We start from the raw sequence: 13,866 nt of genomic DNA, 5'->3' as shown, positions 1-13,866 counted from the left end.
GATCTCGGCGTTTTCCCGGCACCACGCGAACGCCGCGCGCAGGTTGTCCATCTCGATGGCGGCCTGCTCGATGCGGCTCTGATGAGCGGTGCGCCCCGGCACGTCGAGCTCTGCTGCCAGCGCAACGTAGTGGTCGCGGTGGCGACCGCGCACGGCGTCGGCCTCACCGGACTCGCCGAGCTTCTCCAGGGCGTACTGGCGAATCGTCTCCAGCATTCGGTAACGCGCGCCGCAGTGCGTATCCTCGGCCACCACGAGGGACTTTTCGATCAACAGTGTGAGCTGGTCGAGTGTCTGATACCGCTCGACGTCACTTTCGCCGCAAACCTCCTGGGCCGCATCGAGCAGGCCGCCATCGAGATGGACAACCTGCGCGCGGCGTTCGCGTGGTGCCGGGAAAACGCCGAGATCTCGCAGGCGTTGCGGCTAGCCTCGGTCTTACAACCGCTTTGGACCACTCGCGGCCGTTTGCGGGAGGGCACAGCCTGGTTCGACGTGGCGCTGGCGGACGCCGCCGCGCACGACGTGGAGGTGCCGCTCCCCGTCCGCGCCCGCGCGCTCGCGGACAAAGCGATACTCGAGGGCGCGCAGACCATCCACGACAACATGGACATGGCGTTGGAAGCTCTGGCGCTCGCCCGTGAGATCGACGACCCGGCGTTGGTGGTTCGCGCGCTTGCAGGTTGCGGAATCATCGCCGCCTACGATGCGGCCGTTGCCGGCTCGTACTTCGACGAAGCGCTCGGCCTCGCTCGCACCGTGGGAGATGACTGGAGTTTGAACCAGATCCTCGCGTTCCAGGCCTTCGCGGCCGTCACGGGCAAGGGGGATCCGGTCGCGGCACGCGCGGCCGGTGAAGAAGGCCGTGACATCGCTGACGCGATCGGCGACGGCTACGCCTCTCGCGGGTGCCGGTGGTGTATCGGTTTGGCGCAGTGGTGGGAGGGAGATCTGGTGGGCGCCATTGCACAATTCCGGGCGCTGGTTGCCGAGTCGGACACGGCCCACGACGAAACGTGGAAGATGGCCAGCCTCGTCAGCCTGGGCCACATGCTCGCCTACACCGGTGACACGAGCGCGGCGCGGGTGGCCGCGAATGCAGCCGTTGAAGCCGCCACAGACCTCGGACCCTTCAACCAGGGCTACGCGTACGCCGCGCTGGCCGTCGCGATGGTCGCCGCGGGGGATGTGGACGCATCGGCCCGCGCCGGCGAGGCGGCATGGCAGCGGCTGAAGGTCCAGCCTGAACTCGCTGTCGTCAACGTCATTCCGCTGGCGGAAATCTCGCTCGCACAGGGGGATCTGACATCGGCGCGCCGCTGCGCCGACGACGCCATTGCCGTCGCCCCGGGGGTTCATCGGGTGCTCGCCCTGGTGAAGCGTGCGCGGGTCGCGATCGCCCAACGAGACTGGGAGCAAGCGGAACGCGACGCCCACGGCGCGCTTGCCGGAGCGGTCGACCACAAGGCGTACTTCGTCCTTCCTGACGTCATGGAATGCCTGGCCACCCTCGCGGCGGGCGCAGGCGCGAACCGAGAAGCCGCGCGGCTGTTGGGAGCGGCAACCTCAGAACGAGAACGAACCGGGCATGTGCGATTCAAGATTCACGACGCCGCACATGACGCCGCCGTCGCGGCCCTGCGCGACGCGTTGGGAGACGACGAATTCCACCGGGCTCGGGCCGAAGGAGAGGCCCTGTCCACGGAGGAAGCGATCGCCTATGCGCGGCGCGGCCGCGGTGAACGCAAGCGACCCGCAACGGGCTGGGCGTCACTGACCCCCGCGGAAATCAACGTGGTCAGGCTGGTCAGCGAGGGACTGCAGAACAAGGACATCGCCGCACGGCTTTTCGTCTCGGCGCGCACCGTGCAGGCACATCTCAGCCATGTCTATTCCAAGCTCGGCATCAGCTCGAGAGTCCAGCTGGCACAGGAGGCTTCGCGGCACGCCTAGTCAGTCCTTGTCGCCGGAGTGCATCTTCAACGCGGCGTCCACGTTGGCCTTCTTGTCCTCCCCCGCCCCTTTGGCCGCGGCCTTCCTGCGCTTGGCGACGACGGCGTCGACGGCGCCGTTCAGCGCGGAACCCAGCGGGAACCCGAGATAGTGGGTGAGGAAGACGGCCATCTCCTTCAACTCGGTTTCGGTGAGCTCCCCGTTGAGCAGCGCGGCGTTGATCTGAATCTCGGCCAGGTCGCGGTTTCCGACAGCGGTCACGGCGGTCAATGTCATGATGCGCTTGTCGCGCATCGACAATCCGGGTCGCGTCCAGATGCTGCCGAACAGGTGGTCGACGGTCAGGTCAAAATACGCGTCGCCCTCGATGTTGGGCATTTCCCAGCCGTAAACCTCGTTCATCTTCTCGAGGCCCTTGCGGCGAAGTTCGTCCATCACGCCTCTTTCTCTGTTTGTGGCAGCCCGAGGCCAGCCGCCAGCCCCTCGTACGCCAGCCTGGCCAGGGGCAGGTCGACCGACAGCGCCTCGCCCAACGCCAATGCCAGGCTCAGGTCCTTTTCCCCCAGACCACGGGTGTGCATGAACGGCTGATACAGAAAGTGTTCCGGCCGAAGGTCATTCATGTCGTCGCGGACCATGATCGCGCCCGGCCCGCCGGTGAGGGCATCGGTGTGCCGCACCACTCGGCCCAGCGCCTGCAGATCCAGGCCCGCGGCCTCGGCCAGGTTCATGGCCTCACACGCCGCGACGTACGACGTGAACGTCAACATGTTGCGGGCCAGCTTCATTCGCGTCCCCGCGCCCGGCTCGCCGGCGTGGATGACGACCGTCGCCCAGTGCTTGAACGCCGGCTTGATCCGCTCGTACACCTCGCGATCGGCCCCGACCATCGTGGCCAGCTCGCCTTTCGCGGCGGCGGCCGTACCGCCGCTGACGGGTGCGTCCACGACGTGAATGCCCTGCGGTCTGAGTTCGGCCGCCAGTTCCGCGGCCGTGGTGTCGCTGATGGTCGAGTGGATCGCGATTACCGTGCCAGGCTTGGCGTGGGCGGCCAGCTGGGCGACGACCTCACGTACCTGGTCGTCGTTGAGCACGGTGACGTGGACGATGTCGGCGGACGCGACGTCGGCGACACTGTCGGCCAGGCCGGCGCCCTTCTCCGCCAGCGGTGTCATCGCATCCGTCCGGATGTCGTAAACCGTCACCCCGCCCGGCCACTCGGTCATCTTTGTGGCCATCGGGGCGCCCATGTTGCCCAGACCGATGTAACCCAGCCTGTAGTGATCACTCATGACCGGATGATCTGCCCGCCGTCGACGTTGAAGATCTGCCCCGTGATCCACGATGCCTCGTCGGACAGCAGAAAGAGGCACATCCCGACCAGATCCTCGGGAGTTCCCATGCGTGACAGGGGAAGACCCTTGACGATGTCGGCGACCATCTCCTGCGGGGTGGTCGTCCGATTCGCCTCGGTGTCGATGGGGCCGGGCGCAATCGCGTTGATCCGGATGTTCTGGCCGCCCAGCTCGCGGGAGAGCTGTTGCGTCAGACCGTTCACCCCGGCCTTGGCCAGGCCGTAGTAGTTCGAGTACAACCACGCCGCCGTGGACGACTGGTTCACGATCGCCCCACCGCCGCGCTTGGCCATCTTCTTGTAGACGGCGCGCGTGCACCACAACGCGCCGTCGAGGTTGACGCTCATGAACTTCTTGTAGTACTCGGGGTCGATGGTGAGCAGGAAGTCCAGCTTCATGCCGCCGAAGATCGCCGCGTTGTTGACCAGGTAGTCGATGCCCCCGAATTCCGCCAGCGTGCGATCCGCCATCGCCTTGGCCGACGCCGGGTCGGACACGTCGACCGGGATGCTGATCGCCGTGCCGCCGTCGGCGGAGATCTGCTTGGCCACCCCCTCGGCCGCCTCCGCATTGATGTCGGCGACTACCACCGCCGCGCCCTCGCGCGCGAGCGCCTCGGCGTAGGCCTGGCCGATGCCGCCGCCGGACCCGGTGACGATGCCGACCTTGTTCTCAAACCGCATGCTGTCTAGCTCCTCTGGTCAGATCGCCGTCGCGATGGTCTTCAGTTCCAGGTATTCCTCGAAACCGGCCAGACCCATCTCGCGACCGTTTCCGGACTGCTTGTAGCCGCCGAAGGGCGCGTCGGCCGAGTACCACACCCCGCCATTGACATTGATGGTGCCCGCGCGGACCCGCGCGGCGACCCGCGCCGCCCTATCCGGGTCGGCGCCGAATACGGTGCCCGACAACCCATATGGCGAATCGTTGGCAATGCGGACGGCGTCGTCGTCGCCGTCGTGTGGAATCACCGTCAGGACGGGCCCGAAGATCTCCTCGCGTGCGCAGCGCGCGTCGTTGCCCAGTCCCGCGATCACCGTGGGCTCGATGAAGAAGCCGACTTCGCGGTCGGCCGGCCGGCCGCCACCGCAGGCGAACGTCCCGCCCTCGGCGATGGCCGAGTCGAGGTAGCCCTGGATCCGGTCCCGCTGGCGCGCCGAAATCACTGGACCGCAGATGGTTCCGGGATCGGTGGGGTCACCCGCCTTGATGCCACCCATTGTGGCGGCCGCGATGGCGACGGCCTCGTCATACTTCGCACGCGGCACCACCAACCGGGTGGTGATCGCGCACCCCTGCCCGGCGTGCATGCACACCGAGAATCCGGCCATCCCCACCGCGCCACTCAAGTCGGCGTCGTCGAGGACGATGAACGCCGACTTGCCGCCCAGCTCGAGGAACACCTTCTTGATGGTCGCGGCGCCGTCGGCCATCACGCTGCGGCCCGTGGCGGTCGACCCGGTGAACGAAACCATGTCCACCCGAGGGTCTTTGGCCAGCAGCGCACCAACGCCGTGGTCGCTGGACGTCACGATGTTGATCACACCGGGTGGAAAGTCGGTGTGGTCGGCGATGAGTTCCCCGAGCACGGCGGCACACCAAGGGGTGTCGGGCGCCGGCTTCAGGACGACGGTATTACCGGCGGCCAGCGCGGGCCCGATCTTGGCGAGGTTGATCTGATGGGGAAAATTCCACGGGGTGATGGCTCCGACGACGCCGACAGCCTCACGGGCGATGGTGCGGCGGGTGGGGATACCCATCGGCGACGCATCGCCGAGATCCTGGTTGTACTCGTAGGATTCGGCGGTGTCGGCCGCGAACGCGAGATCGTTGACCGGACCCTCCAGCTGGGCGATGCTCGTGAGCATTCGCGGCGCGCCGACCTCGGCAATGGTCAGGTCGCGCAGCTCTTCGAGGTGCTGCTGCATCGCCGCGCGCAGCTGCCGCACGCACCGCACCCTCAGTTCGGTGTCGCGCGACCAGTCCGTCTCGTCAAAGGCGCGCCGAGCGGCGTCGATGGCACGGGCCATGTCGTCGGCGTCGGCGTCGGCCGCCGCCCCCAGGACTTCCTCGGTCGCCGGATTGATCGTCGGGAAAGTGCCGGCGCTGCCGGGCGACATCTTGCCGTCGATGAAAAGTGTGCTCACGCCGTCGGCCAGCAAGGCCATCTCCCGCTCCCGTCTGTGCGGCAATCGCGCATGCGAACCAAGTGGACAGTTGTCCGATATCGTCCGATCGAACCATAGCTGCCGCGCCATCCACGGTGCAAGGGCCGATCTCGATGCCGGCGGTTGCCGGGCGAAAAATGCCACATTAACGGGCATCTTTGCCGATCAGGCTTGCTTCCGGTCTCGTCCGTCCGATAGCTTGGACATGTGTCCAGCGATGCACTGGTGACGATCACGTCTCAGGCCGAACACCAGAGCGGTCCGCCGGCGCGCAACCGCCGCCAAGAGGAGACGTTCCGCAAGGTGCTGGCGGCCGGCATCGAGACGCTGCGGGAGAAGTCGTACGCGGACCTCACGGTCCGCGCGGTCGCGGCTCGCGCCAAGGTCGCCCCCGCCACCGCCTACACGTACTTCTCTTCGAAGAACCACCTGATCGCCGAGGTCTACCTCGACCTGGTGCGGCAGGTCCCCTATTTCACCGACGTCAACGAACCGATGCCCAACCGGGTCGAGCAGGTGTTGCGCCACCTGGCCCTGGTGGTCGCCGACGAACCCGAGGTCAGCGCCGCATGCACGACTGCGTTGCTCAGCGGGGGCGCAGAGCCCGCGGTGGCCGCCGCGCGCGACCGGATCGGCGCGGAGATCCACCGCAGAATCACGTCCGCCATGGGCCCCGACGCCGATCCCACCGCCGTTTCCGCGCTGGAGATGTCGTTCTTCGGGGCGCTGGTGCAGGCCGGCAGCGGCGAATTCACCTACCGCGAGATCGCCGACCGGCTGGCCTACGTGGTGCGGCTGATTCTCACCGGCGCCGGAGAGACGAGCCAGGAGACGAGCACCGAATGACCGTTCATGTTGGCGACCACGAGCTGGTCCTCGATCCCTACGACTACGACTTCCACGAAGATCCGTATCCGTACTACAAGCGGCTGCGCGACGAGGCGCCGCTGTATCGCAACGACGAGCTGAAGTTCTGGGCGCTGTCGCGGCACCAAGATGTGCTGCAGGGGTTCCGCAACAGCACCACGCTGTCCAACAAGTACGGCGTCTCGCTGGATCCGGCGTCGCGCGGCCCGCACGCGTCCAAGACGATGTCCTTTCTGGCGATGGACGACCCCGCGCATCTGCGGCTGCGGACGCTCGTTTCGAAAGGGTTCACCCCCAGGCGGATTCGGGAGCTGGAGCCGAGTGTCACCGAGATCGCGACCCGACACCTGGACACCATGCTGGAAAAGGCCAGGTCTTCAGCGGACGGCACGGTCGACTACGTCGACGAGTTCGCCGGAAAGCTGCCCATGGACGTCATCTCCGAGTTGATGGGCGTTCCCGAGCCGGATCGAATTCAGGTCCGGGCGTGGGCCGACGGCGTGATGCACCGCGACGAGGGTGTCACCGACGTGCCGCCGGAGGCGGTCGAGGCCTCCATCAACCTGATCGTCTACTACCAGGGCATGGTGGCCAAGCGGCGCAAGAAATTGACGAACGACCTGACCTCGGCGCTGCTGGAGGCCGAGATCGACGGCGACCGCCTCACCGACGACGAAGTGCTCGGCTTCATGTTCTTGATGGTGATCGCCGGAAATGAGACCACCACCAAACTGCTTGCGAATGCGGCCTTTTGGGGGCACAAGAACCCGGATCAACTGACTCCGGTCTATGCCGACCCTGCACTGGTGCCGCAGTGGGTCGAGGAGACCCTGCGCTACGACACCTCCAGCCAGATCCTGGCCCGCACCGTGTCCGGGGAGCTCACCCTCTACGACACCACCATCCCCGAGGGCGACGTCCTGCTGCTGTTGCCCGGTTCGGGCCACCGCGACGAGCGGGTGTTCGACAACCCCGACGACTATCTGATCGGGCGCGAAATCGGGCCGAAACTCTTGAGTTTCGGCAGTGGCGCACATTTCTGCCTGGGCGCGCATCTGGCGCGGATGGAAGCCCGGGTCGCGCTCACCGAGTTGTTCAAGCGAATCCGCGGATATGAGGTGGACGAGGCCAACGCCGTCCGCGTCCACTCCAGCAACGTCCGCGGATTCGCTCACCTACCGATGACCGTGGAGGTCCGCTGAATGCCCCGCTTCGACCCCCTGCCCGAACGACGGCCGGCGATCGTGGCCGGCGCCTCGTCCGGTATCGGAGAGGCCACCGCCATCGAGCTCGCGGCGCATGGCTTTCCGGTCGCCCTCGGTGCCCGGCGCGTAGAGAAACTCAACGACATCGTCGGCAAGATCAACGCCGAAGGCGGCGAGGCGGTCGGATTCCATCTGGACGTCACGGACCCCAACTCAGTGAAATCCTTTGTCGCACAGTCTGTCGACGCGCTCGGGCCTATCGAGGTGCTGGTGGCCGGCGCGGGCGACACCTACTTCGGCAAGCTCGCCGAGATCGCAGGCGACGAATTCGAGTCACAGCTGCAGATCCATCTGGTCGGCGCGTTCCGGTTGACCTCCACCGTCCTTCCGGGCATGTTGGAGCGGCAGCGCGGCGACTTGATCTTCGTCGGCTCCGACGTCGCCCTGCGCCAGCGGCCGCACATGGGCGCCTATGGGGCCGCCAAGGCCGCGCTCGTCGCCATGGTCACCAACTTCCAGATGGAGCTCGAGGGCACCGGCGTGCGGGCTTCGATCGTGCACCCCGGACCGACGAAGACGTCGATGGGCTGGAGCCTGCCGGCCGAGAAGATCGGCCCCGCCCTGGAGGACTGGGCCAAGTGGGGCCAGGCCCGTCACGACTACTTCCTGCGGGCGGCGGACCTGGCGCGCGCCATCACGTTTGTCGCCGAGACCCCGCGCGGTGGCTTCATCGCCAACATGGAGCTTCAGCCCGAAGCCCCGTTGGCCGACAAGAAGGATCGCCAGAAGCTCGCACTGGGCGAAGAAGGGATGCCAGGACATGGCTGATGCAACTACGGCGAACACCGCTATCGTGCCCCGCGTTTCCGGCGGCGAGGAAGAGCACGGTCACCTCGAGGAATTCCGCACGGACCCAATCGGTTTGATGAAGCGGGTGCGGGAAGAGTGCGGCGACGTCGGCTGGTTCCAGCTGGTCGATAAGCACGTCATCCTGCTTTCCGGTGCCGGCGCCAACGAGTTCTTCTTCCGCTCGGCCGACGAGGATCTGGACCAGGCCGAGGCGTACCCGTTCATGACGCCGATCTTCGGCAAGGGCGTCGTGTTCGATGCCAGCCCCGAGCGGCGCAAGGAAATGCTGCACAACTCGGCGCTGCGCGGCGAGCAGATGAAGGGCCACGCCGCCACCATCGAGGGCGAGGTCAAGAAGATGATCGCCGGCTGGGGCGAGCACGGCGAGATCGAGCTGCTCGACTTCTTCGCGGAGCTGACCATCTACACCTCGACCGCCTGCCTGATCGGGCTGAAGTTCCGCGAGCAGCTCGACCACCGGTTCGCGGAGTACTACCACATGCTGGAGCGCGGTACCGACCCCCTGTGTTACGTCGATCCGTACCTGCCGATCGAAAGTTTCAAGCTCCGCGACGAGGCGCGCGTCAAGCTCGTCGCCCTGGTGCAGGAGATCATGGATCAGCGGCTGGCCAATCCGCCGAAGGACAAGTCCGACCGCGACATGCTCGACGTGCTGGTCTCGATCAGGGACGAGGAGGGCAAACCGCGCTTCTCGGCCGACGAGGTGACCGGGATGTTCATCTCGTTGATGTTCGCGGGGCACCACACCAGTTCCGGAACTTCCGCGTGGACGCTGATCGAGCTGATCCGCCACCCCGAGGTCTACGCCGAGGTGCTGGCCGAGCTCGAGGAGCTGTACGCCGACGGGCAAGAGGTGAGTTTCCATGCACTGCGGTCGATTCCGAAACTGGACAACGTGGTCAAGGAGACCCTGCGGCTGCACCCGCCACTGATCATCCTGATGCGCGTGGCGCAGGGCGAGTTCGAGGTGCAGGGCTTCCCGATTCACAAGGGGGACTTCGTCGCGGCGTCCCCCGCGATTTCGAATCGGATTCCCGAGGACTTCCCCGACCCGGACGCGTTCAACCCCGACCGCTACAACAAGCCCGAGCAGGCCGACATCGTCAACCGTTGGACCTGGATTCCGTTCGGCGCCGGCCGGCATCGCTGTGTGGGCGCCGCTTTCGCCCAGATGCAGATCAAAGCGATCTTCTCGGTTCTCCTTCGCGAGTACGAGTTCGAAATGGCACAGCCGGCCGACAGCTATCACAATGACCACTCCAAGATGGTCGTCCAGCTCGCCCGCCCGGCGAAGGTGCGCTACCGCAAGCGGAAAGCCTGACCACTCATGGGTTTTCGAATCGAAGCGGATCTGGATCTCTGCCAGGGGCATGCCATGTGCGAACTGGAGGCACCGGACTACTTCCGGGTGCCCAAACGGGGCAAGGTCGAGATCCTTGATCCCGAACCGCCCGAGGACGCCCGCGACGAAGTCGAACGCGCGGTCGAGATGTGCCCAACGCATGCACTGTTCATCAAAGAAGACAAAGGAGACTGACGATGGCGTCACGTGAGGAACTCGAGACATGGGTCGATCGCTGGCTACAGGCCAACAAGGACTGCGAGAAGGCCGGTGACTGGCGGCCGTTGGCCGACTTCTACGCCCAGGACGCCACGTACGGCTGGAACATCGGCCCCAAGGAAGACGTGATGTGCGTCGGCGTCGACGAGATCCGCGACATCGCCCTCGGTCTCGAGATGGAAGGCCTGGAGAACTGGGTGTACGAGTACCAGAAGGTCCTCATCGACGAGAAGCAGGGCGAGATCGTCGGCTTCTGGAAGCAGATCGTCAACAAGTCGGACGGCACCCAGGACGAGATCTACGGCATCGGCGGCAGCTGGTTTCGCCTCAACGCCGACAATCTCATCGAGTGGCAGCGAGACTTCTTCGACTTCGGCCACGTCGCGAAGATGTTCGCGACCCTGATCGAGTCGGGCGACCTCAGCACCGGCATGCAGAAGCGGATCGAGCGCAGCATCGCCGGCGAGAAGCTGCCGGGCTACTACCCGCTCGGCCAGGCGCCGGTTCCGATCTGGTGACCGCGGACCGAGGACGGACCAACCAAGCATTTGATTTGTTGCACGCGCTATGCTGACGCGACAAGGGTGCTGTGGCGCCCGTCACCAAGCTGTCCGGCACAACGGGCCGGACAGCGCTGATCGATTCAAAGGCGAAATGGGGTCAGGACCATCGTGAAGACAAAAGGCGCACTGATCTGGGAGTTCAACCAGCCCTGGTCCATCGAGGAAATCGAGATCGGCGACCCGCAAGCGCACGAGGTCAAGATCCAGATGGAAGCGGCCGGCATGTGCCACTCCGATCACCACCTCGTCACCGGCGGAATCCCGATGGCCGGCTTCCCGGTGCTGGGCGGGCATGAGGGTGCCGGCATCGTCACCGAGGTCGGCCCAGGCGTCGAAGACATCGCCCCGGGTGACCACGTGGTGCTGTCGTTCATCCCGTCCTGCGGGCAATGCGCGACCTGCCAGGCCGGCATGCGCAACCTGTGCGACCTGGGAGCCGGCCTGCTCGGCGGTGCCGCGGTCTCCGACGGCACGTTCCGCATCCAAGCGCGTGGCCAGAACGTCTTCCCCATGACGCTGCTGGGCACCTTCTCGCCGTACATGGTGGTGCACCGCAGCTCCGTGGTGAAGATCGACCCGTCCGTACCGTTCGAGGTGGCCGCGCTGGTCGGCTGCGGCGTCACCACCGGTTACGGCTCGGCGGTCCGCACCGCCGACATCCGGCCGGGCCAGGACGTCGCCATCGTGGGCGTCGGCGGGGTCGGCATGGCCGCGCTGCAGGGCGCCGTGAACGCCGGTGCGCGCTACATCTTCGCGATCGACCCGGTCGAATGGAAGCGCGATCAGGCGCTGAAATTCGGCGCCACGCATGTCTATCCCGACATCAACGCCGCGCTGATGGGCATCATGGAGGTCACTTACGGCCTGATGGCCCACAAGGTCGTTGTCACGGTCGGCGAACTGCACGGTGCCGACATCGACAACTACCTCAACATCACCCAGAAGGGCGGCACCTGCGTGCTGACCGCCATCGGCAGCCTGCTGGACACCAACGTCAACCTGAACCTGGCCATGCTCACCCTGATGCAGAAGAACCTGCAGGGCACCATCTTCGGTGGCGGCAACCCGCAGTACGACATCCCGCAGCTGCTGTCGATGTACCAGGCCGGCAAGCTGAACCTGGACGACATGGTGACCACCCAGTACCGCCTCGAGCAGATCAACGAGGGCTACCAGGACATGCTGGACGGCAAGAACATTCGCGGCGTCATCCGGTACACGGACGCCGACCGGTAACTCCCAGCCGCTGAGTCGCAAGTGACCGGGTTCGGTCACCTGATGGCGCCGGGCCGAATCGGCGCCATGACGGTGCGCAACCGCGTCGTCATGTCTCCGATGGAGACCATGTACGGCACTCCCGATGGGCTGCCGTCGGAGCGCACCCGCGACTACTTCGCCGCCCGCGCCAAGGGCGGCGTCGGCCTGATCACGCTGGGCGCCACCGGGATCGACCACCACCACCCCGAGACGCCCGGCGGACTGCACCTGGCCACCGACGAGGCCGTCGACGCACATCGGGCCCTGGTGGAGGTCGTGCACCAACACGGCGCCAAGATCCAGCCCCAGATCGTGCACGCCGGTCCCGACGGCCTGGGACCCGAGATCTTCGGGGTCACGTCGTTGGGACCGTCGGTGATTCCGTCCTACCTCACCGGGCGCCCGTCGGCCGAGATCAGCAAGCAACAGCTGTGCGCCGTACTCGATCTGTTCAAGGCCGCGGCTCGGCGGGCCGTCGAGGCCGGCTACGACGGCATCGAGCTGCACGCCGCGCACGGCTACATGCTGCTGGGCTCCTTCCTTGCCCCGCAACGCAATCGGCGCACCGACGACTATCGTGGCGATTCGGCGCGCGGTCGGGCGCGGGTTGTGCTGGAGGCGCTGGCCGCGATCCGCTCCGAGATCGGTACCGCCCTGCCGATCACGTTGCGCGTCTCCGGCTACGAACGGGTCGCGGGTGGGCGGCCCATCTTCGAGACGGCGCAATTGGCACCGGAGTTCGTGACGGCCGGTGTGGACGCGTTCCACGTGAGCGGCGGTGTCATCGATCGTTTGGTGACCGGAATGGTCAACGGCGCCGACGACGGGGACGAGCTGAACGTCGGGGCCGCGGCCGCCGTCAAGCAGGTGGTCGACGTGCCGGTGATCGCCGTCGGCCGCATCCACGACCCGGCCCGCGCCGAACGGATCCTGGCCGACGGGCGCGCCGATTTCATCGCCATGGGGCGTCCCCTGTTGGCCGATCCCGACCTGCCGCGCAAGGTGCGCGACGGGCAGGCACACCGGGTCCGCAGGTGCATCTCGTGCGAAAACTGCATCGACGCAATGGAACAGCGTTTCTCGGTCGACTGTGCCGTCAATCCGCGTACCGGCAAAGAACGTGAATTGGCCGCGGCTCCGGTGGCGCGCGCCAAGCGCGTGGTGGTGGTCGGCGGCGGGCCGGCCGGGCTGGAGGCCGCGCGGGTCGCCGCCCAACGCGGTCACCGCGTCACGCTTTTCGAACGCGGCGCCGCGCTGGGCGGGGCGCTGCGCTGGGCGTCGGTCCTGCATCCGGAGAACCAGCCGTTCCTGCGCTACCTGCGCGACGAGATCGACCTCAGCGGCGCGGAAGTCCGCTTGGGCCGGGCGGTTTCGACTCAGGACGTCGTCGACACCGACCCGGACGCGGTGGTCGTGGCCACCGGGGGCCGGGTGGCCGTGCCGGCGATCCCGGGGTCCGACCTGCCGCACGTGTATAGCGGACCCGGATTGCGCGAATTGCTCGGCGGCCAAGCCCGATCGGGCGCACCGACCTGGCAGCGGCTGGGGGCTGCCGCGCTCGGCGGCTGGCGGCAACGGCTCCTGCGGCCCGGCGCGGTTCGGCTGGCCAGTCGCGCCTGGATGCCGTTCGGGCGCCGGGTCGTCATCGTCGGCGGTGACCTGGTCGCCCTGGAGCTGGCCGAATTCCTGGCGAGCCGGGGCCGGTTGGTGTCGATGCTCGAATCCGGCAGGAACATCGCCCCGGAAGTGGGCAACAAACGCAGGACTGAGCACATGGATCGCCTCGACCGGCTCGGCGTCACCGTGCATGTCCGGGCGACCGTGGAACGGATCGCCGGCGACGCGGTGCTGTTCACGCCCGCGGGGGGCACCAGCCGGCGGTTGCAGGCCGACAGCGTCGTGCTGGCCGGAACGGTCGAACCCGACACCACTTTGTTCGACGCGCTGGTCGCCGCCCTGCCCGGCGCCCAGGTGCAGGCTGCCGGTGACTGCACCGGGCTGGGACTGATCCGCAAGGCAACCGAGGAAGGCGCACGCGCGGCGTGCGCAATCTAGTGATAGGAGAGA

14 protein-coding genes are annotated in these 13,866 nt (G+C 66.8%); 9 read left to right on the top strand and 5 right to left on the bottom strand.

Annotated elements, in window-relative coordinates; all coding sequences use genetic code 11:
- Positions 1 to 216: hypothetical protein (locus tag A9X03_RS06955; RefSeq protein WP_197696028.1), on the bottom strand; the 216-nt coding region annotated here is incomplete at its 3' end.
- Positions 217 to 234: 18 nt separating this feature from the next.
- Here A9X03_RS06955 and A9X03_RS30795 point away from each other — a divergent pair.
- Positions 235 to 1,953, top strand: a complete 1,719-nt coding sequence (locus A9X03_RS30795) for a LuxR C-terminal-related transcriptional regulator (RefSeq protein ID WP_068260305.1) — start codon at positions 235 to 237, stop codon at positions 1,951 to 1,953.
- Here the strand turns inward: A9X03_RS30795 and A9X03_RS06945 are convergent, their stop codons facing one another.
- From A9X03_RS06945 to A9X03_RS06930, 4 genes are read right to left on the bottom strand one after another with little or no spacing between them, the layout of a single operon-like run.
- Positions 1,954 to 2,388 carry a carboxymuconolactone decarboxylase family protein gene (locus A9X03_RS06945; protein ID WP_067761468.1) on the bottom strand — a complete coding sequence of 145 codons (435 nt, stop codon included), beginning with the start codon at positions 2,386 to 2,388 and terminating at the stop codon, positions 1,954 to 1,956.
- Positions 2,388 to 3,245: an NAD(P)-dependent oxidoreductase gene (locus A9X03_RS06940; protein WP_068260302.1), complete on the bottom strand. Its 858-nt coding sequence runs from the start codon at positions 3,243 to 3,245 to the stop codon at positions 2,388 to 2,390. The genes A9X03_RS06945 and A9X03_RS06940 overlap by 1 nt, the downstream gene beginning before the upstream one ends.
- Positions 3,242 to 3,991, bottom strand: coding sequence for an SDR family oxidoreductase (locus tag A9X03_RS06935; RefSeq protein WP_067761462.1), 750 nt, complete (start codon positions 3,989 to 3,991; stop codon positions 3,242 to 3,244). Before A9X03_RS06935 ends, A9X03_RS06940 begins: the two co-directional genes overlap by 4 nt.
- Positions 3,992 to 4,009: 18 nt before the next feature.
- Positions 4,010 to 5,476, bottom strand: a complete 1,467-nt coding sequence (locus A9X03_RS06930; protein WP_068260294.1) for an aldehyde dehydrogenase — start codon at positions 5,474 to 5,476, stop codon at positions 4,010 to 4,012.
- 207 nt (positions 5,477 to 5,683) lie between these two features.
- Here A9X03_RS06930 and A9X03_RS06925 point away from each other — a divergent pair, with 207 nt between their 5' ends.
- From A9X03_RS06925 to A9X03_RS06890, 8 genes are all read left to right on the top strand, one after another.
- Positions 5,684 to 6,322 carry a TetR/AcrR family transcriptional regulator gene (locus A9X03_RS06925; RefSeq protein WP_068015010.1) on the top strand — a complete coding sequence of 213 codons (639 nt, stop codon included), beginning with the start codon at positions 5,684 to 5,686 and terminating at the stop codon, positions 6,320 to 6,322.
- Positions 6,319 to 7,545, top strand: a complete 1,227-nt coding sequence (locus tag A9X03_RS06920; protein WP_068260292.1) for a cytochrome P450 — start codon at positions 6,319 to 6,321, stop codon at positions 7,543 to 7,545. Before A9X03_RS06925 ends, A9X03_RS06920 begins: the two co-directional genes overlap by 4 nt.
- Complete coding sequence (locus tag A9X03_RS06915) at positions 7,546 to 8,376, top strand: SDR family oxidoreductase (RefSeq protein WP_067761450.1); 831 nt, start codon at positions 7,546 to 7,548, stop codon at positions 8,374 to 8,376.
- Positions 8,369 to 9,739 carry a cytochrome P450 gene (locus tag A9X03_RS06910; RefSeq protein WP_068260289.1) on the top strand — a complete coding sequence of 457 codons (1,371 nt, stop codon included), beginning with the start codon at positions 8,369 to 8,371 and terminating at the stop codon, positions 9,737 to 9,739. Before A9X03_RS06915 ends, A9X03_RS06910 begins: the two co-directional genes overlap by 8 nt.
- 6 nt (positions 9,740 to 9,745) lie before the next feature.
- Entirely contained in the window at positions 9,746 to 9,955 is a 210-nt protein-coding gene (locus A9X03_RS06905; protein ID WP_067761444.1) for a ferredoxin, read from the top strand.
- A gap of 2 nt (positions 9,956 to 9,957) precedes the next feature.
- Positions 9,958 to 10,497 carry a hypothetical protein gene (locus A9X03_RS06900; RefSeq protein ID WP_067269381.1) on the top strand — a complete coding sequence of 180 codons (540 nt, stop codon included), beginning with the start codon at positions 9,958 to 9,960 and terminating at the stop codon, positions 10,495 to 10,497.
- Positions 10,498 to 10,650: 153 nt separating this feature from the next.
- Complete coding sequence (locus A9X03_RS06895) at positions 10,651 to 11,778, top strand: NDMA-dependent alcohol dehydrogenase (protein WP_067761441.1); 1,128 nt, start codon at positions 10,651 to 10,653, stop codon at positions 11,776 to 11,778.
- 21 nt (positions 11,779 to 11,799) lie between these two features.
- Entirely contained in the window at positions 11,800 to 13,854 is a 2,055-nt protein-coding gene (locus tag A9X03_RS06890; protein WP_067761438.1) for an FAD-dependent oxidoreductase, read from the top strand.
- Positions 13,855 to 13,866: the final 12 nt, after the last annotated feature.

The sequence above is a fragment of the Mycobacterium sp. E1715 genome (genome assembly GCF_001667625.1).
Taxonomy (GTDB): Bacteria; Actinomycetota; Actinomycetes; order Mycobacteriales; family Mycobacteriaceae; genus Mycobacterium.
This window is presented reverse-complemented; position numbering and strand designations above follow the sequence as displayed.

What these genes read in the sequence shown, in the direction of transcription:
- A9X03_RS06900 (WP_067269381.1), top strand. Translation starts at nt 9,958, where the DNA reads ATGGCGTCACGTGAGGAACTCGAGACATGGGTCGATCGCTGGCTACAG.
- A9X03_RS06935 (WP_067761462.1), bottom strand. Translation starts at nt 3,991, where the DNA reads ATGCGGTTTGAGAACAAGGTCGGCATCGTCACCGGGTCCGGCGGCGGC.
- A9X03_RS06915 (WP_067761450.1), top strand. Translation starts at nt 7,546, where the DNA reads ATGCCCCGCTTCGACCCCCTGCCCGAACGACGGCCGGCGATCGTGGCC.
- A9X03_RS06910 (WP_068260289.1), top strand. Translation starts at nt 8,369, where the DNA reads ATGGCTGATGCAACTACGGCGAACACCGCTATCGTGCCCCGCGTTTCC.
- A9X03_RS06930 (WP_068260294.1), bottom strand. Translation starts at nt 5,476, where the DNA reads ATGGCCTTGCTGGCCGACGGCGTGAGCACACTTTTCATCGACGGCAAG.
- A9X03_RS06945 (WP_067761468.1), bottom strand. Translation starts at nt 2,388, where the DNA reads ATGGACGAACTTCGCCGCAAGGGCCTCGAGAAGATGAACGAGGTTTAC.
- A9X03_RS06940 (WP_068260302.1), bottom strand. Translation starts at nt 3,245, where the DNA reads ATGAGTGATCACTACAGGCTGGGTTACATCGGTCTGGGCAACATGGGC.
- A9X03_RS06905 (WP_067761444.1), top strand. Translation starts at nt 9,746, where the DNA reads ATGGGTTTTCGAATCGAAGCGGATCTGGATCTCTGCCAGGGGCATGCC.
- A9X03_RS06920 (WP_068260292.1), top strand. Translation starts at nt 6,319, where the DNA reads ATGACCGTTCATGTTGGCGACCACGAGCTGGTCCTCGATCCCTACGAC.